General features: G+C 67.5%; 16 protein-coding genes. 8 read left to right on the top strand and 8 right to left on the bottom strand.

The features are described 5' to 3' along the window. Nucleotides 1-4: 4 nt before the first annotated feature. From thrC to M0L44_RS14365, 3 genes are read right to left on the bottom strand one after another with little or no spacing between them, the layout of a single operon-like run. Nucleotides 5-1,420 carry a threonine synthase gene (thrC, locus tag M0L44_RS14375; RefSeq protein ID WP_252770477.1) on the bottom strand — a complete coding sequence of 472 codons (1,416 nt, stop codon included), beginning with the start codon at nt 1,418-1,420 and terminating at the stop codon, nt 5-7. 18 nt (nt 1,421-1,438) lie between these two features. Next, the gene (locus M0L44_RS14370) at nt 1,439-2,749 is read right to left on the bottom strand and encodes a homoserine dehydrogenase (RefSeq protein WP_252770475.1); all 1,311 of its coding nucleotides are present in this window, start codon (nt 2,747-2,749) and stop codon (nt 1,439-1,441) included. A 55-nt stretch (nt 2,750-2,804) separates the two neighbouring features. Beyond that, the gene (locus tag M0L44_RS14365) at nt 2,805-4,031 is read right to left on the bottom strand and encodes a pyridoxal phosphate-dependent aminotransferase (protein ID WP_252770474.1); all 1,227 of its coding nucleotides are present in this window, start codon (nt 4,029-4,031) and stop codon (nt 2,805-2,807) included. Nucleotides 4,032-4,131: 100 nt separating this feature from the next. Here M0L44_RS14365 and M0L44_RS14360 point away from each other — a divergent pair, with 100 nt between their 5' ends. The 5 genes from M0L44_RS14360 to moaA all read left to right on the top strand — a co-directional run bounded on the left by M0L44_RS14360 (nt 4,132) and on the right by moaA (nt 8,985). Next, nucleotides 4,132-4,500, top strand: coding sequence for an Mth938-like domain-containing protein (locus tag M0L44_RS14360; protein WP_252770472.1), 369 nt, complete (start codon nt 4,132-4,134; stop codon nt 4,498-4,500). A gap of 146 nt (nt 4,501-4,646) precedes the next feature. Beyond that, nucleotides 4,647-5,123 (top strand): peroxiredoxin, encoded by a 477-nt coding sequence (locus M0L44_RS14355; protein ID WP_252770471.1) that lies wholly within the window; start codon nt 4,647-4,649, stop codon nt 5,121-5,123. A 148-nt stretch (nt 5,124-5,271) separates the two neighbouring features. Then, complete coding sequence (locus M0L44_RS14350) at nt 5,272-6,933, top strand: PhoH family protein (RefSeq protein ID WP_252770470.1); 1,662 nt, start codon at nt 5,272-5,274, stop codon at nt 6,931-6,933. A 34-nt stretch (nt 6,934-6,967) separates the two neighbouring features. After that, a complete protein-coding gene (locus M0L44_RS22275) occupies nt 6,968-7,783 on the top strand; it encodes a C40 family peptidase (RefSeq protein ID WP_435526423.1) in 816 nt (271 codons plus the stop codon). Between the two features lie 50 nt (nt 7,784-7,833). Further along, complete coding sequence (gene moaA / locus M0L44_RS14340) at nt 7,834-8,985, top strand: GTP 3',8-cyclase MoaA (protein WP_252770469.1); 1,152 nt, start codon at nt 7,834-7,836, stop codon at nt 8,983-8,985. Between the two features lie 13 nt (nt 8,986-8,998). On the opposite strand, the gene rnhA is transcribed toward moaA, so the two are convergent. Then, nucleotides 8,999-9,439 (bottom strand): ribonuclease HI, encoded by a 441-nt coding sequence (rnhA, locus tag M0L44_RS14335; protein ID WP_252770467.1) that lies wholly within the window; start codon nt 9,437-9,439, stop codon nt 8,999-9,001. Next, nucleotides 9,436-10,254 carry a class I SAM-dependent methyltransferase gene (locus M0L44_RS14330; protein WP_252770466.1) on the bottom strand — a complete coding sequence of 273 codons (819 nt, stop codon included), beginning with the start codon at nt 10,252-10,254 and terminating at the stop codon, nt 9,436-9,438. The genes rnhA and M0L44_RS14330 overlap by 4 nt, the downstream gene beginning before the upstream one ends. A gap of 28 nt (nt 10,255-10,282) precedes the next feature. Between M0L44_RS14330 and gloB the strand changes: the two genes are divergently transcribed. Both gloB and M0L44_RS14320 read left to right on the top strand, forming a co-directional pair. Further along, a complete protein-coding gene (gene gloB, locus M0L44_RS14325; RefSeq protein ID WP_252770465.1) occupies nt 10,283-11,056 on the top strand; it encodes a hydroxyacylglutathione hydrolase in 774 nt (257 codons plus the stop codon). Further along, the gene (locus M0L44_RS14320) at nt 11,053-12,792 is read left to right on the top strand and encodes a transglycosylase SLT domain-containing protein (RefSeq protein WP_252770463.1); all 1,740 of its coding nucleotides are present in this window, start codon (nt 11,053-11,055) and stop codon (nt 12,790-12,792) included. Before gloB ends, M0L44_RS14320 begins: the two co-directional genes overlap by 4 nt. Before the next feature lie 53 nt (nt 12,793-12,845). On the opposite strand, the gene recR is transcribed toward M0L44_RS14320, so the two are convergent. Genes recR through dnaX form a run of 3 tightly spaced genes read right to left on the bottom strand, consistent with a single transcriptional unit; the run spans nt 12,846 to nt 15,877 of the window. Continuing rightward, entirely contained in the window at nt 12,846-13,433 is a 588-nt protein-coding gene (gene recR, locus M0L44_RS14315) for a recombination mediator RecR (RefSeq protein ID WP_252770462.1), read from the bottom strand. Between the two features lie 10 nt (nt 13,434-13,443). Beyond that, a complete protein-coding gene (locus tag M0L44_RS14310; RefSeq protein WP_252770460.1) occupies nt 13,444-13,770 on the bottom strand; it encodes a YbaB/EbfC family nucleoid-associated protein in 327 nt (108 codons plus the stop codon). A gap of 28 nt (nt 13,771-13,798) precedes the next feature. Beyond that, entirely contained in the window at nt 13,799-15,877 is a 2,079-nt protein-coding gene (dnaX, locus tag M0L44_RS14305; protein WP_252770458.1) for a DNA polymerase III subunit gamma/tau, read from the bottom strand. Between the two features lie 71 nt (nt 15,878-15,948). Between dnaX and M0L44_RS14300 the strand changes: the two genes are divergently transcribed. Further along, nucleotides 15,949-17,073: an AIR synthase-related protein gene (locus M0L44_RS14300; protein ID WP_252770457.1), complete on the top strand. Its 1,125-nt coding sequence runs from the start codon at nt 15,949-15,951 to the stop codon at nt 17,071-17,073. Nucleotides 17,074-17,117: the final 44 nt, after the last annotated feature.

The raw sequence follows: 17,117 nt of genomic DNA, 5'->3' as shown, positions 1-17,117 counted from the left end.
GCGCTCAGTCCTGGCAGTGCTCGGCCACGAAGGCCTTGATCACGTCCACGCTGGCCGGCACCACGGTGAAGCGCTTGGGCAGCGCCTCGATGCCTTCGAGCTTGGCGGGACGACCCGGCTGGCGGCCGGTGGCCTCGACGATGGTCTCGGCGAACTTGGCGGGCAGCGCGGTTTCCAGCACGATCATCGGCACGCCGGCTTCCACGCGCTCGACCGCCACCTTCACGCCATCGGCGGTGTGGGTGTCGATCAGGTCGCCGAAGCGGTCGAAGGTGCTGCGGATGGTGGCCAGGCGGTCGGCATGGGTGCTGCGGCCCGACTGGAAGCCGTAGCGATCGATGGCCGCGAACTCCGCCGGCGTGACGGTGAAGGCACCGTCACGGGCGATGGCCTCGCCGAACAGGGCCTTGGTGCGGGCGCCGTCGCGGCCCACCAAGTCGTAGACGAAGCGCTCGAAGTTCGAGGCCTTGGAGATGTCCATCGACGGGCTGGAGGTCTCGTGCGTCTCGGCACTGCCGCGCACCCGGTAGGTGCCGGTGCGGAAGAACTCGTCGAGCACGTCGTTCTCGTTGGTGGCCACCACCAGATGCTTGACCGGCAGGCCCATCTGGCGGGCCACATGGCCAGCGCAGACGTTGCCGAAGTTGCCCGAGGGCACGCAGAAGCTGACCTGCTCGCTGTTGCCCTTCGTCGCCTGGAAGTAACCGGCGAAGTAATAGACGACCTGGGCCAGCAGACGGGCCCAGTTGATCGAGTTGACGGTGCCGATCTTGTACTGGCGCTTGAAGGCCAGATCGTTGGACACAGCCTTGACGATGTCCTGCGCGTCGTCGAACACGCCTTCGACCGCCAGGTTGTGGATGTTGGCGTCCTGCAGGCTGAACATCTGGGCCTGCTGGAAGGGGCTCATGCGACCGTTCGGGCTGAGCATGAAGACGCGCACGCCCTGCTTGCCGCGCATGGCGTATTCGGCCGCGCTGCCGGTGTCGCCCGAGGTGGCCCCCAGGATGTTGAGCTGCTCCCCGCGCCGGGCCAGTTCGTACTCGAACAGATTGCCCAGCAGCTGCATGGCCATGTCCTTGAAGGCCAGGGTCGGCCCGTTGGACAGCGCCTCGATCATCAGACCCGAATCGCCCAGGCGGCGCACCGGCACGATGGCCTCGCTGCCGAAGACCTCGGCGGTGTAGGTCTTGCGGACCAGCGCCTTCAGGTCAGCGGCGGGGATGTCGTCGATGTAGAGCGAGAGGATCTCGAAGGCCAGGTCGGCATAGGCCAGACCACGCCAGCGGGCCAGCGTGGCGCCGTCCACCTGCGGGTAGGCCACGGGCAGGTACAGGCCGCCGTCCGGCGCCAGGCCTTCCAGCAGGATCTCGCAGAAGCGGCGCTCGGTCTTGTCGCCGCGGGTGCTGATGTACTTCATGGTCGCTTCCCGCGGCCCTCAGGCCAGCTCTTCCTTGCGCAGGCTGACGATGGGCGCCAGCACCGTGGGCAGGGCCTGCATCTTGGCCTCGGCGGCACGCAGACGGCCTTCCTGGGTCTCATGGGTCAGGATGATCAGGTCGGTCTGTTTCTCGCCCTCGGCGGATTCGCGCTGCAGCACCGCGTCGATCGAGATGCCGTTGTCGGCCAGGATGCCGGTGATCTCGGCCAGCACGCCGGCCTCGTCGGCCACCTGCAAGCGCAGGTAGAACGAGGTCTGCACCTGGCTGATCGGCAGGATGGGGGTGTCGGCCAGCGCGTCGGGCTGGAAGGCCAGCGAGGGCACGCGATGGTCCGGGTCGGCCGTGGCCAGGCGGGTGATGTCCACCAGGTCGGCGATCACAGCCGAAGCGGTGGGCTCGGAACCCGCGCCCTTGCCGTAGTACAACGTGGTGCCCACGGCATCGCCCTGCACCACCACCGCGTTCATCGCGCCTTCGACGTTGGCGATCAGGCGCTTGGCCGGGATCAGCGTCGGGTGCACCCGCAGCTCGATGCCCTCCTCGCGCCGCTTAGTGATGCCCAGCAGCTTGATGCGGTAGCCCAGTTGCTCGGCGTAGCGGATGTCCAGCGCCTGCAGCTTGGTGATGCCCTCGATGTGGGCCTTGTCGAACTGGACCGGGATGCCGAAGGCCAGCGCGCTCATCAGCGTGGCCTTGTGGGCGGCATCGACGCCTTCGATGTCGAAGGTCGGATCGGCCTCGGCATAGCCCAGGCGCTGGGCTTCCTTCAGCACGACGCTGAAGTCCAGGCCCTTCTCGCGCATCTCGGAGAGGATGAAATTGGTGGTGCCGTTGATGATGCCGGCGATCCACTCGATGCGGTTGGCGGTCAGGCCCTCGCGCAGCGCCTTGATGATGGGAATGCCACCGGCCACCGCGGCCTCGAAGGCCACCGTGACACCCTTGGCGTGCGCGGCGGCGAAGATCTCGCTGCCATGCACGGCCAGCAGGGCCTTGTTGGCGGTCACGACATGCTTGCCGGCTGCGATGGCCTCCAGCACCAAGGTCTTGGCCACACCATAGCCGCCGATCAGCTCGACGACGATGTCGATGTCCGGGTTGGCGATCACCTCGCGGGCGTCGCCCACAACGCGCACGCCATCGCCCACGATCGAGCGGGCACGCTCGACATCGAGATCGGCCACCATGGTGACCTCGATGCCCCGGCCGGCGCGACGCCGAATTTCCTGCTGGTTGCGCTGCAGCACGTGGAAGGTGCCGGAACCGACGGTGCCGATGCCGAGAAGGCCGACCTGGATGGGTTTCATGGGGATGCTCAGTCTTGTGAAGGCTGGGGAAAGGCGATTGTCCGCGGACGGTGGCTCAGCTGCTGTGGCGCTTGCGATAGCCGTCCAGGAAGCGGGCGATCCGGCCGATGGCCTCGGTCAGGTCATCGGTGTTGGGCAGAAAGACGACCCGGAAGTGGTCGTGGTCGGGCCAGTTGAAACCGGTCCCCTGCACGATCAGCACCTTCTCCTGGGCCAGCAGGTCGTAAGCGAACTGCTGGTCATCGGCAATGGGGTACATCTTCGGGTCCAGCCGCGGGAACATGTACAGCGCCGCCTTGGGCTTGACCACGCTGACGCCCGGGATCTGGGTCAGCAGGTCGTGGGCCAGGTCGCGCTGTCGGGCCAGGCGGCCGCCCGGGGCCACCAGGTCCTTGATGCTCTGGTAGCCGCCCAGGGCGGTCTGGATGGCCAACTGCCCCGGCGTGTTGGCGCACAGCCGCATCGAGGCCAGCATGTTCAGACCTTCGATGTAGTCCTTGGCGCGCTTCTTGTCGCCCGACACCACCATCCAGCCCGAACGGTAGCCGCAGGAGCGGTAGTTCTTGGACAGGCCGTTGAAGGTCAGGAACAGCACGTCCTCGGCCAGCGAGGCGATGCTGGTGTGCGTGACACCGTCGTACAGCGTCTTGTCGTAGATCTCGTCGGCAAAGACGATCAGCCCATGCTCGCGTGCGAGTTCGACGATCCCGCGCAACACCTCGTCCGGGTAGAGGGCCCCGGTCGGGTTGTTCGGGTTGATGATGACCAGCGCCTTGGTGTGGGGCGTGATCTTGGCCCGCATATCGTCCAGATCGGGCAGCCAGCCACTGCCCTCATCGCAGCGGTAGTGCACCGGCGTGCCCCCGGACAGCGACACCACGGCGGTGTAGAGCGGGTAGTCGGGCGAGGGAATGAGCACTTCGTCGCCCGCATCCAGCAAGGCATTCATGCTGAAGGCGATCAGCTCGGAGGCGCCGTTGCCCAGGTAGACGTCGTCCACCATGACGCCCTTGATGCCCTTTTCCTGGCAATAGTGCACCACCGCCTTGCGCGGCGCGAACAGGCCCTTGCTGTCGGTGTAGCCGGCGGCCTCGGGCAGGTTGCGGATCATGTCCTGGATGATCTCGTCAGGCGGCATCAGGCCGAACGCGGCGACATTGCCGATGTTCAGCTTGATGATCTTCTGACCTTCATCCTCCATCTGGCGGGCCTTGTCCAGCACTGGCCCCCGGATGTCATAACCCACGTTTTCAAGCTTGCTGGACTTCGCAATCGGTTTCAAACCGCAATCTCCTGCAATGGCCCTGAGCCGACATGCCCACAGGTCGGGGAAACCTATAATTAAAACATAGGCTGTTGGCCTTTATCGCGCAGGAGCATTCGTGAAATTCCAACCCGACTCGCTGGACGGCCTCAATGCCATTGCTCGGATCGAGCCGGGCCGGGTGTGGGTGCGACAGGCCTCTTACGAACACAGCGTGCTGGTGCCATGGCAGGGCGCCGTGCAGGCCTGGAATGCCTCGCAGCCGGGTGATCTGACCGTCAGCCACTTTGCGCCGCTGGTGGAACTGGCCCCGGAGCTGGTCATCTTTGGCAGCGGAGCCAAGCACACCTTCGTCTCGCCGGCCCTCTATCGCGCCCTGATCGAGCACCGGATCGGCATCGAGACCATGGACACCGCTGCAGCCTGCCGCACCTACAACGTGCTGGTCAGCGAAGGCCGCAAGGTGGTGGCCGCCCTGCTGATCTGACCGGCGAGTCAGGATCGCTTTTGCCCGTCACGCCGACAGATCTTCGGAACAATTGCCCGTTCTGGGGGTGTTGCCCGGGAAGCGGGCCGGTTCAACTTATAATGCCCAGCTGAGCCTTTTCCAGGCCCCAGCCGAACCCCATTCTCATGACGCCAGCCCTCAACAAACCCCTTCCGGACATTGAAGCGCAAGCGACGGGTGGTGTGAAGTTCACACCCCAATCGTTTCATGGTCAAACTGTGGTGCTGTACTTCTACCCGAAGGACAACACGCCCGGTTGCACGACCGAGGCGATGCAGTTCCGGGATCATCACGAGGAGTTCGTGAAGGCCGGTGCAGTCGTCTTCGGCGTGTCCCGCGACAACATGGCCTCGCATGACAAGTTCAAACAGAACCTGGGCCTGCCCTTCCAATTGATCGCCGACACCGAAGAGAAGCTCTGCCACATGTTCGGCGTGGTCAAGAACAAGATCATGTACGGCAAGAAGGTCAAGGGCATCGAACGCTCCACCTTCCTGATCGACGCGGGCGGCGTGCTGCGCGCCGAGTGGCGCGGCATCAAAGTCGCAGGCCATGTCGATGAAGTCCTGAAGGCCGTTCAGGAACTGAAGGTGGCCGCCTGATTCACCGGGCCTGACACACTGCGCGAGTTGTGCATAATGGGCTCATGCCCGAGCAATCTCCGTCGCGCATCCGCCCAAAAGCCGCACAGTCGTCTGTGCGGCTTTTTTGTTTCTGAATCCACCCGCTTCAGCCCAGGTTCCGACGTCCATGCCCCTGCCCAAGCCCCCCGCCACCCGCGCCGCGATCCTGCCAACCACCGCCTACGACACCCAGGCTGCACCCAAGACCCGCCGGGCCGCCGCCAAGGCAGCTCCTGCCCAGGCGGAAGAGCCGCATCCCGCGCTGGAACTGCGCACCGAATCGGCTGACCTGCCTGCTGCCCGCGGCAGCGGCGGCTTGCCGGTCAAGGCCCCGAGCCGCGCCAAAGCGGCGCCCGCCGCCCCCGCACCGCAACCCAAGGTGCGCAAGCCCCGCGGCAGCGGGCCGGCCAAGCTCTTCGTGCTCGACACCAATGTGCTGATGCACGACCCGATGTCGATCTTCCGCTTTGACGAGCACGACATCTACCTGCCCATGATCACCCTCGAGGAACTCGACGGGCACAAGAAAGGCATGAGCGAGGTGGCGCGCAACGTGCGCCAGGTCAGCCGCGAGCTCGATGCGCTGGCATCCGAAGGCGGACCGGACAGCCAGGAAGGCGTGCCGCTGGCCAAGACCGGCCACAAGGAGGCCGGCGGCAAGCTGTTCTTCCAGACCACCTTCCTCGACGTCTCGCTGCCTGCCGGCCTGCCCCAGGGCAAGGCCGACAACCAGATCCTGGGCGTGGTCCAGTCGTTGCGCGAACAACATCCCAAGCGTGAAGTCGTGCTGGTGTCCAAGGACATCAACATGCGGGTCAAGGCCCGCGCCTTGGGTCTGGCCGCCGAGGACTACTTCAACGACAAGACACTGGAAGACGGCGACCTGCTGTACACCGGCGTGCTGCAACTGCCCGCCGATTTCTGGGAGCGCCATGGCAAGACCATGGAAAGCTGGAGCCAGGCGGGCTACACCTACTACCGCATCACCGGCCCGCTGGTGCCGGCGCTGATGGTCAACCAGTTCGTCTACCTGGAAGCGCCTGGCGAAGCGCCGCTGTACGCCCGCGTGACCGAGATCACCGGCAAGACCGCCGTGCTCAAGACCCTGCGCGATTACGCCAGCGCCAAGAACGCCGTCTGGGGGGTTACGGCCCGCAACCGCGAGCAGAACTTCGCCCTGAACCTGCTGATGGACCCCGAGGTGGACTTCATCACCTTGACCGGCACCGCCGGCACCGGCAAGACGTTGATGACCCTGGCGGCCGCCCTGTCCCAGGTGATGGAGGACCGTCGCTACAGCGAGGTCATCGTCACCCGCGTGACCGTGCCCGTGGGCGAGGACATCGGTTTCCTGCCCGGCAACGAGGAAGAGAAGATGAGCCCCTGGATGGGGGCCCTGGATGACAACCTGGAGGTGCTGGCCCGCAGCGACACCAGTGCTGGCGAGTGGGGCCGTGCCGCCACCAACGACCTGGTGCGCAGCAAGATCAAGATCAAGAGCCTGAACTTCATGCGGGGCCGCACCTTCATGAACAAGTTCGTGCTGATTGACGAGGCCCAGAACCTCACCCCCAAGCAGATGAAGACCCTGATCACCCGCGCCGGCCCGGGCACCAAGATCGTCTGCCTGGGCAATCTGGCCCAGATCGACACGCCCTACCTGACCGAAGGCAGTTCCGGCCTGACCTATGTGGTGGACCGTTTCAAGGGCTGGCCTCATTCCGGGCATGTCACCTTGGCACGTGGAGAGCGCTCACGCCTGGCGGATTTCGCCTCCGACGTGCTCTGATCAGCCCATTCCCCCATCGCAAAGGCCGCGCCGCATGCGCGGCCTTTGTTTTCAGCTTGTTGCTTTGATCCGGCACAAGTGCCTGTCCGGATTGGTTTTTCGAGCTTTTCGAGGCTTGACACCCCTCTGGCTTGTGGCCTATCCTCAAAAGGTGCATCACCGAATGAAGAAACACCCGACTGCGCTGGCCGTATCCCTTCACCGAAAGGCACTGCATCAGGCTCGTCGCTGGGTTCATCGATCCACCTTCCTGTCTGCGCTGGCTCTGGCTGGCGTGGCCTCTCACGCCGCCCCGGATGCGGGCGGTGCAGGTGACCCGGTGATGCGCCTGCTTGAACAGCGCGGTCTGCTGCCCGTCAACAGCACCCCCTCCACCGCGGCCCTGCCGGGCACGGACAGTACCGACAAGTCCCTGTTGGGTCAGGTGCGAAGCACGGCGTCCGATTTGGTCGTCTCCGCGATGAACTTCATCGGCGTGCGCTACCGTCGCGGCGGCAACGACGCGACTGAGGGTTTCGACTGCTCGGGCTTCACCCGGCACGTATTCGAGAACAGCATCGGATTGGTGCTGCCCCGACGTGCCGAGGAACAGGCCAAGGCACCCGGCCTGCTGAAGATCAACGCCTCGGACCTGCGCCCGGGTGACTTGGTGTTCTTCAACACCCTGCGCGCCACTTTCTCCCATGTCGGCATCTACATCGGTGACGGCAAATTCATCCATGCGCCCCGCACTGGCAGCGAGGTGCGCATCGAGGATATGCGGGAGTCCTACTGGGTCAAGCGCTTCACCGGCGCCCGCCGCGTGCCGCAGGTCAACGGCAACGAGTTGAACAACAACCCGGCGCCCTGAAGGGGCTCCACGGCGCCTCGGCGCGCCCCCTGCCTGACAATAGATGCGTCATGAAACGCAAGGTCATCTTGCTGCGCGATGCGTCCTCACTGCCGACCGCCGCACAGCCTCCCTTTCCCGAGCAGGCACCCGGCACGGCCGAATCATCGGCGGATTTGTTCGACACGCCTTTGCTGGACACGCGAGGTCGCCCGTTGCGCGACCTGCGCATCTCGGTCACGGATCGCTGCAACTTCCGCTGCAGCTACTGCATGCCCAAAGAGGTGTTTGATGACCAGCACCACTTCCTGCCCCATGCCTCGCTGCTGAGCTTCGAGGAAATCACACGGACCGCAGCCGTCTTCGTCCGCCTGGGCGTTCGCAAGCTGCGCTTGACCGGTGGCGAGCCCCTGCTGCGCCGCCAAGTCGAGCAACTCATCGCGCAGTTGTCGGCCCTGCGCACCCCGGAGGGGGCACCGGTGGACATTGCGTTGACCACCAACGGCTCCATCCTCGCCCGCAAGGCCCAGGCCCTTCGGGCAGGCGGCCTGCGGCGCGTCACGGTCAGCCTGGACGCCTTGGACGATGCCATCTTCCAACGCATGAACGACGTCGGGTTCCCGGTGGCCGAGGTGCTGGCCGGCGTTGACGCCGCGCTGGCCGCGGGCTTGGCGCCCGTCAAGCTCAACATGGTGGTCAAGCGTGGCACCAACGACCACGAGATCGTGCCGATGGCCCGCTACATGCGTGATCGCTACGGTGACCAGGTGCGCCTTCGCTTCATCGAGTTCATGGACGTGGGTGCCACCAACGGCTGGCGCATGGACGAGGTCGTGCCTTCAAGCGAGGCACGGGCGCGCATCCAGGCCCATTGGCCGCTACAGCCCCTGCAGGACGGGCCCGCCGGCGAAACCGCCCAGCGCTGGCGCTATGCCGACGGGCGCGGCGAGGTGGGCTTCATCTCCAGCGTGACCCACGCCTTCTGCGGTGACTGCAACCGCATGCGCCTGTCCACCGAAGGCCGGCTGTTCACCTGCCTGTTCGGTAGCCAGGGACACGATCTGCGGGATCTGATCCGCGGTGGCGCGCGCGACGAAGACCTGGCGCGCCGCATCCGCCAGATCTGGCGCTCCCGTGACGACCGCTACTCCGAACTCCGGGGCACGCAGCAGGCCCCAACCTTGGCCGCGCCCCGGGTCGAGATGCACTACATCGGCGGGTGAGCCGCCAGGCGCCTCAGCGCCGGCCCACGGACTCGACCCCCCGGTTGGCCAGGGCATCCGCCCGCTCGTTGCCCGGGTCGCCGGCATGGCCCTTGACCCAGTGCCACGCCACGTCGTGCTGCACCGCCAGGCTGTCCAACTGCTGCCACAGCTCCACGTTCTTCACGGGCTTGTTGTCGGCCGTGCGCCAGCCGCGCCGCTTCCAGCCGTGGATCCAGCTCGTGATGCCGTTGCGCACATACTCGCTGTCGGTGTAAATGGCCACCGTGCAGCGCCGCTTGAGCAGCGAGAGCGCCTGGATGACCGCTGTCAGCTCCATGCGGTTGTTGGTGGTCTGGGGCTCGCCGCCCCAGAGCTCCTTCTCATGCTCGCCCCAGCGCATCCAGGCGCCCCAGCCGCCCGGGCCCGGGTTGCCCTTGCAGGCGCCATCGGTGTAGATCGTGACCTCGCTCATGTGTCTTCCGTGTGTGTTCGCGTCGACGGGCTGCCGGACGGTGCCTCCCGGCTGCGGGATGGCGGCCAGCGCCCGATGACCGAGGCCGGTGCGGCCACGGCCCCCGCGGCGCGTGGACTGCGGCTCAGCCCCACCAGGCGCATGCCGCGCACCCGCTTGACCGCCACGATGAAATAGGCGGCCCCCAGCACGGGCCACCAGTGGGCACCCAGCCGCTCCATCCACGCACAGCGGTCCAACCAGCGTTGCGTCGAAAGGGGCGGACGATAACAGCCCATGCGCCCCACCTCCAGTTCAAAGTTCAGCAGGCGCAGCCAGTCCCGCAGGCGCCAGTACCCGATCCATTCCTCAGCGGCCGGCAGATAGCAGGGCTGGTGGCGCCACATCCCCGCCCAGCGGGCCAGCCGGCCACCGCGCTGGCGCAAGCCCCACAAACTCACCGGATTGAGCCCAGCGATCACCACCCGGCCCTCGGGTCGCAGCACCCGCTCCACCTCGGCCAGACTGCGGTGCGGGTCTTCGGCACGCTCCAGCGTGTGCGGCAGCACGACCAGATCCAGACTCTGATCGGCAAAGGGCAGGTACTCCGGCTCACAGCACAGCGCGTGCGCGACGCCGGCCTCGACGTCCTCGGCACCAAAGGCACCGCAGGCCAGCCAGCGGTTGGGCATGCGGTTGGCCCGCAAGCCCTGCAACTGGGGCAACCCCATCTGCAAGGCATGAAAACCGAACAGGTCGGCCACCGCCTCGTCCAGTTGGGCCTGCTCCCATGCCAGCAGGTACTGCCCGGGCGGCGTCTCCAGCCAAGGGGCCAACCCTATAATCGGGGCTTCACCTGTCGTCATGGATCTCGTCGCACTTCCCGCCTTTGCCGACAACTACATCTGGATGCTGCACGACGGCCGCGAAGCCCTCGTGGTGGATCCGGGTGATGCCACGCCGGTACGCCAGGCCCTGGCGGCCCGCGACTTGACGCTGACTGGCATTCTAGTGACCCACCACCATGCCGATCATGTGGGTGGTCTGCAAGCCTTGCTGCCCCAGCTGCAGGGCCCGGCGTGGGGGCCCGCGGGCGAAGCCATGCCCGTGGCCGTCACGCCCTGCTCGGGCGGGCAGTCGCTGGTGTGGAACAGCCTGGGTTTCGAGGTCCTGGATGTTCCGGGCCACACCGCAGGCCACGTGGCCTACTTCCTGCCGGGCACGCCTGCCGAGGCGCCCCTGCTCTTCTGTGGCGACACCCTCTTCTCTGCGGGATGTGGCCGCCTCTTCGAAGGCACGCCTGCCCAGATGCTGGATTCCCTCACCCGCATCGCCGCGCTGCCCGGGGCCACCCGGGTTTGCTGTGCTCACGAGTACACGCTGAGCAACCTCAAGTTTGCCTTGCAGGTCGAGCCGGACAATGGGGAACTTCAGCGCTTCGCCAGACACTGTCAATCGCTGCGCGAGCAGGGTCTTCCCACCCTGCCCGGCTCGCTGTCGGTGGAACGGGCGATCAACCCTTTCCTCCGCTGCACGCAGCCCGGGGTCGTTGCGAGCGTCCGCTCGCAGGATCCTTCCGTCCACGACGAGATTTCCGTCTTTGCCGCCTTGCGCGGCTGGAAGAACACCTACCGATGAGACAAGCCCTCAGTTTCGTGGCCGTGCTGGCCGCCCTTCTATCCGGATGCGCGACAACGACCTCGAACCTCGAGAGCAACACCCCATCGGCCGGCGTGAACAGCAGCGCCGGGATGCCGCCACCGCTGGCTGACCTCAGCCCGGCCCCCGCGCCGGACCGCAAGGGCGCCCCGCTGGCGGCACTGGCCAGCGCCCGGCCGGCATCGGCCCCGGTGCCGGTGGACCCGCTGGATGCCGACCAACCCGTTGACACCCAGTCCGCCACCGCTCAGGAAGACCTCTGGTTGCGCATCCGCGCCGGCTTTGGCATGCCCGACCTGGACAACGACCTGGTCCACAAGCAAGAGCAGTTCTACGCGAGCAAGCCGGAGTACATCCAGCGCATGGTGGACCGCGGCAGCCGCTACCTCTACCACGTGGTCTCGGAGATCCAGAAGCGCCACATGCCCACCGAGCTGGCGTTGCTGCCTTTCGTCGAAAGCGCCTTCAACCCGCACGCCGTCTCCACCGCCCAGGCCTCCGGCATGTGGCAGTTCGTGCCAGCCACGGGCAAGACCTTCGCGCTCAAGCAGAACGTGTTCCGCGATGACCGGCGCGATGTGCTGGCGTCCACCCGTGCCGCGCTGGACTACCTGCAGAAGCTCTACGGCATGTTCAACGACTGGCAACTCGCCCTGGCCGCCTACAACTGGGGCGAGGGCAGTGTGCAGAAGGCCATCAAGCGCAACGAGGCGGCCGGCCTGCCCACCGACTACGACAGCCTGCGCATGCCCGTGGAGACGCGCAACTACGTGCCCAAGCTGCAGGCCATCAAGAACATCGTGGCCCATCCCGAGCAGTTTGCCGTGGCCCTGCCTCCGCTGCAGAACCACCCCTACTTCCTGAGCGTGCCGCTGGACCGCGACATCGACGTGGACCTGGCCGCCAAGCTGGCCGGCGTGTCGATGGAGGAGTTCCGCCAGCTCAACCCCCAGGTCAACAAGCCGGTGATGCTGGCGGCCGGCACGGATCAGGTCCTGCTGCCCTATGACGCCGCCGCCAAGTTCGTCTCGCGCATCCAGCAATACCAGGGCCAGCTGGCGAGCTGGACCGCCTGGGTGGCCCCGCGCACCCTGCGTCCGGCCGATGCGGCCAAGCTGGTGGGCATGGACGAGGATGACCTGCGCCGCGTCAACCGGATCCCCGCCAAGATGCTGGTCAAGACGGGCTCCACGCTGCTCGTGCCCCGCTCTGCCACCCGCACCGCCGATGTCTCGGCCGAGGTGGCCGATGGCGGCATGATCGCCCTGGCCCCGGACGTGCCGCCGCTGCGCAAGGTGGCCCTCAAGGCGGGACGCAAGGGTGATTCCGTGGCCGATGTGGCCCGCCGCTACAAGCTCAGTGCCAGCCAGGTGGCCCAGTGGAACAAGACCTCGGCTTCGGGTCGCTTCAAGTCGGGCAGCAGCTACATGGTCTACCTGCCGACCAAGGCGGCTGCCGTGGCCGTGGCCCGTGCCGACGACGACCGCGAAGAGGCCAGCCGCAGCAAGGCCTCGGCCAGTTCCTCACGCAAGGGCAGTTCCCGCACCGCCGCACGCGCCACCAAGGTGGTGGCCGACGCCACCCCGACCAAGAAGGACAGCAAGGCGTCGTCGCGCAAGACCAGCCGCACCGTGGAGCCGCGCTCGAGCAAGACGGCCAACGCGGCCAGCAACAAGCCTTCGGCCAAGTCGGGCGTGCGCGTCGCCCAGCGCTGATCGACGGAAGGCACGGGGCGGCCACCGGCGGCCCCATCCGACACCGACCGCGCTCAGCGGCGGTCGTTCAAGGCGTGGGCGATCGTGGACAGGTCCACGTACTCCAGCTCACTGCCGGCCGGCACGCCCCGGGCCAGCCGGGTGACTTTCAGGCCTCGGCTCTTGAGGCCCTGGGCCAACACATGGGCCGTGGCCTCGCCCTCGGCCGTGAAACTGGTGGCCAGGATCACCTCCTCCACCACGCCGTCCAGCGCGCGCTGCACCAGGCCTTGGCTGCCCAGGTCAGACAAGGCCACGCCGTCCAGCGGGCTCATGCGCCCCATCAGCACGTAGTACAGGCCGTTGTAGCTGCCGGTGCGCTCCAGCGCCGCCTGGTCGGCCGGCGTCTCCACCACGCACAGCAGCCGCGCATCCCGCGCGTCGTCGCTGCACACCGGGCATATCTCGCCTTCGGTGAAGGTGTAGCAGCGGGCGCAATGGCGCACCGCGGCCAACGCGCCGTCGAGCGCCCGGGCCAATTCGGCCGCGACCTGCCGGTCATGCTGCAGCAAATGGAACGCCATGCGCTGCGCCGACTTCACGCCAACGCCCGGCAGCCGGTGCAGGGCGTCGATCAGGGTCTCGAGGGCGGTCTGGGACACAGGGGCCGGGTCAGAACGGCATCTTCATGCCCGGAGGCAGCGGCATACCGGCGGTCAGCTTGCTCATCTTCTCCTGGCTGGTCTGCTCGGCACGGCGCACCGCGTCGTTGAAGGCAGCGGCCACCAGATCCTCCAGCATGTCCTTGTCATCGGCCAGCAGGCTGGGGTCGATGGTCACGCGCTTGACGTCGTTCTTGCAGGTCATCAGGACCTTGACCAGCCCGGCACCGGACTGACCTTCCACCTCGATCAGCGCCAGCTCTTCCTGGGCCTTCTTGAGGTTGTCTTGCATGGCCTGGGCCTGCTTCATCAGGCCGGCGAGTTGACCCTTCATCATGGGGAGTTTCCTTTCGAACGTATTCAGATCAGACCGGCCTGATCGAGCCGGGAACGATGCGCGCCGTGCTGAACTGGGCCAGCAGCGACTGCACCAGGGGATCGGATTGGATCACTTCTTCGGCCTCGCGCTGGCGGCGGGCCAGGCGCTCGGTCTCGCGCAGGGCCGGTGAGTCCTGGGCCACCCCGGCCACGGTCTGCAGACGGATGGGCTGTGCAGCCCAGGCCTGCAGAGCCTTCTGCAGCTTGTCCACCAGGGGCGGCGCACGCAACGGCTCGCGCTCCACACGCAACTGCCACTGCTCGCCCTGCCCGTCGGCACCCGGCGCGATGGCCACCAGCTCGGACTGCAGGGCCAGCTCACGCACCAGGGCCACCAGGCTGCCAGTGGCCTGCATGCCGGCCACGGCCTCGGCCCAGCGATCTCCCAGCGGCGTGCGTGCCACCTCGGGCAGCGCCCGGCGCGCCGGCATGGCGGGCGCCGGTGCGGCGGCCACCTCCTCAGGCCAGGGAGCAGCGTCTTGCGGATCGTCCGGGACGTCGTCTGGTGCAGGCTCGGGTTCCGGGTCCGCGCTGCGGGGGCTGCGGGCCGTGGGCCGGGCCACCACCTCGCCTTCGAACGGCGCCTCGTCCATCCAGGGCGGAGGCTCGTCGGCGGCCACCGGGCGCACTGCCGCGGCGCGCGCAGGCACGGAAGCCGCCTGAGGGACGGGCTGAGGCGCGGCCACCACGGGTGTCCGCGCTGCCGGCGCGGGGGCAGCCACAGCCGCGGGTGCGGCGGTCGCCGCCTCGGCGGCAGGACGCGCGGCAGCTTGCACCGGCGCAGAGGCCCCAGGAGAGGTCGGAGCCGCAGGAGCCTTGGCAGGGACAGCAGAAGGTGGCGTGGGTGTCAGTGGCTGTGCCGCGCGTGGCGCGGCCACGGGCACGGCCACGGAGGCCGCCGCAGCCGGCGCCACCAGAGGGGCGCTGGACCGGCTCGCCGGTGCCGCGCTGCGTGCGGTGCCACCCTCGGTCGAGGGAAAGGCCAGGAAGCGCAGCAGCACCATGGCCAGACCGGCGTATTCATCCGGCGCCAAGGGCAGCTCGGCCCGGCCGTGCACCGCCATGCTGTAGAGCAGCTGGGTTTCGTCAGAGGCCAGGGCCGCGGCCAGGCGCCGCCCGGCCTCGGTGTCCGGGTCAGTCTCGTCCAGTGCCCCCGGCACGGCCTGTTCCACCGCCATCTGCTGCAGCAGCCGCGCCAATTCCTCCAGCGTACCGGCGGCGGACAGGCCACGGTCGCGCAGGCCGTCCACCTCGGCCAGCACCGAGCGCCCATCGCGGGCCGCCAGGGCCTGCACCAGACGCTCGGCGTGGCGCCGGTCCACCGTGCCCAGCATGGCACGCACGCTGGCCTCCTGCAACTGGCCGCCACCATAGGCGATGGCCTGATCGGTGAGCGACAGCGCGTCGCGCATGGAGCCACGGGCCGCCCGCGAGAGCAGGCGCAAGGCGCCGGGCTCCACCGGCACCTGCTCGGCCTCGAGCACCCGCGTGAGGTGCTCGCCCACGGTCTGCGGCGCCATCGGCCGCAGGTTGAACTGCAAGCAGCGGCTCAGCACCGTGGGCAGCATCTTCTCGGGGTCGGTCGTGGCCAGCACGAACTTCAGGTACTCGGGCGGCTCCTCCAGCGTCTTGAGCAGGGCGTTGAAGGCGTCCTTGGTGAGCTGGTGCGCCTCGTCGATCATGAAGACCTTGAAGCGGCCGACCGTGGGCTTGTAGGCCGCCCGCTCGATCAGCTCGCGGATCTCGTCGATGCTGCGGTTGGAGGCCGCGTCCAGCTCCACGTAGTCGATGTAGCGGTCGGCATCGATCTCCCGGCAGGCAGAACACACGCCGCAGGGCCGGGCCGTGATGCCGCCCTGCCCGTCCGGGCCGGTGCAGTTCAGGCTCTTGGCCAGGATGCGCGAGACGGTCGTCTTGCCGATGCCGCGCGTGCCGGTGAACAGGTAGGCATGGTGCAGACGCCCCTGCTCGAGCGCATGGGTGAGCGCACGCACGACATGGTCCTGCCCCACCATTTCCTCGAAGCTGCGGGGCCGGTACTTGCGGGCCAGGACGACGTAACTCATCCAGCCATTCTAAGGAACCCGCCGACACGCACATGGCCTGCAGACCGGGCGGTGTCGGATAATCCCGCCCCATGAGTTCCTCCGCCTCTTCCAACCCGTCCACCCTGAGCTACGAACAGGCTGGCGTCAACTACGACCTGATCGACCCGCTCAAGGTGGCGGCCCAGCGCGCGGCTGCCGCCACGGCCGGCCACCTGGCCGGCCATGGCTTCTCCGAGGTGAAGGCCTCGCGCGGCGAATCCGCCTATGTGGTGGACGTGGGCCCGTTCTACCTGGCCAGCATCGTCGAGTGCCTGGGCTCCAAGGCCCTGGTGGCCGACGAGATGAAGGCCCTGACCGGCAAGAGCTACTACGACAGCATCGCCCAGGACACCATCGCGATGGCGGTCAACGACCTGATCACCGTGGGCGCGACGCCCCTGGTGGTGCAGGCCTACTGGGCCGCCGGCGGCAGCGACTGGTTCGGCGACGCCCAGCGCGCCCAGGCCCTGGTGGAAGGCTGGAAGAAGGCCTGCGACACCTGCAAGGTGGCCTGGGGTGGCGGCGAAACCCCGGCGCTGGCTGGCATCGTCGAAGCCGGCCGCATCGACCTGGCCGCCTCCTGCACCGGCATCATCAACCCCAAGAGCCGCCTGAGCGTGGGCGACAACCTGGCCCCGGGCAATGCCATCGTGCTGCTGGCCTCCAGCGGCATCCACGCCAACGGCCTGAGCCTGGCCCGCAAGCTGGTGGAGCGCCTGCCCCAGGGCTACCTGACCGAGGTGAGCCCCGGCCTGAGCTACGGCGAGGCCCTGCTGGCCCCGACCATCCTCTACAGCCCGGTCACCGAGGCCCTGGCTGCCGCCGGCATCGCGGTGAACTACAGCGCCAACATCACCGGCCACGGCTGGCGCAAGCTGCTGCGCCACGCCAGCGCCCAGACCTACCGCATCCACACCGTGCCCCCGGTCACCCCGGTGCTGAAGTTCATCCAGCAGCATGCCCAGCAGGACGACCGCGAGGCCTACTCCACGCTGAACATGGGCGCCGGCTTCGCGCTGTTCGTCGACGCCGCCGATGCGCAGCGCGTGGTGGAGATTTCCAAGGCCCAGGGCGTGGACGCCTGGGTGGCCGGCCAGGTCGAGGAAGGCCCCAAGCAGGTCGTCATCGAGCCCATCGGCGTGACCTTCGGCACCGAGGATCTGCAACTGCGCTGAACCGCTGCGCGAAAGGCCTCGCGCCTTTCGCATACAATGGTTGG

The organism is Ideonella oryzae, assembly GCF_024055665.1.
GTDB classification, from domain to species: Bacteria; Pseudomonadota; Gammaproteobacteria; order Burkholderiales; family Burkholderiaceae_C; genus Ideonella; species Ideonella oryzae.
Note: the sequence above shows the minus strand (reverse complement) of the source record. Positions and strands in the feature narration are given on the sequence as shown.

Coding starts and splice junctions, on each gene's coding strand:
- thrC (WP_252770477.1), bottom strand. CDS start 1,420: ATGAAGTACATCAGCACCCGCGGCGACAAGACCGAGCGCCGCTTCTGC.
- M0L44_RS14370 (WP_252770475.1), bottom strand. CDS start 2,749: ATGAAACCCATCCAGGTCGGCCTTCTCGGCATCGGCACCGTCGGTTCC.
- M0L44_RS14355 (WP_252770471.1), top strand. CDS start 4,647: ATGACGCCAGCCCTCAACAAACCCCTTCCGGACATTGAAGCGCAAGCG.
- M0L44_RS14350 (WP_252770470.1), top strand. CDS start 5,272: ATGCCCCTGCCCAAGCCCCCCGCCACCCGCGCCGCGATCCTGCCAACC.
- M0L44_RS22275 (WP_435526423.1), top strand. CDS start 6,968: ATGCGCGGCCTTTGTTTTCAGCTTGTTGCTTTGATCCGGCACAAGTGC.
- moaA (WP_252770469.1), top strand. CDS start 7,834: ATGAAACGCAAGGTCATCTTGCTGCGCGATGCGTCCTCACTGCCGACC.
- rnhA (WP_252770467.1), bottom strand. CDS start 9,439: ATGAGCGAGGTCACGATCTACACCGATGGCGCCTGCAAGGGCAACCCG.
- gloB (WP_252770465.1), top strand. CDS start 10,283: ATGGATCTCGTCGCACTTCCCGCCTTTGCCGACAACTACATCTGGATG.
- M0L44_RS14320 (WP_252770463.1), top strand. CDS start 11,053: ATGAGACAAGCCCTCAGTTTCGTGGCCGTGCTGGCCGCCCTTCTATCC.
- M0L44_RS14310 (WP_252770460.1), bottom strand. CDS start 13,770: ATGATGAAGGGTCAACTCGCCGGCCTGATGAAGCAGGCCCAGGCCATG.
- dnaX (WP_252770458.1), bottom strand. CDS start 15,877: ATGAGTTACGTCGTCCTGGCCCGCAAGTACCGGCCCCGCAGCTTCGAG.
- M0L44_RS14300 (WP_252770457.1), top strand. CDS start 15,949: ATGAGTTCCTCCGCCTCTTCCAACCCGTCCACCCTGAGCTACGAACAG.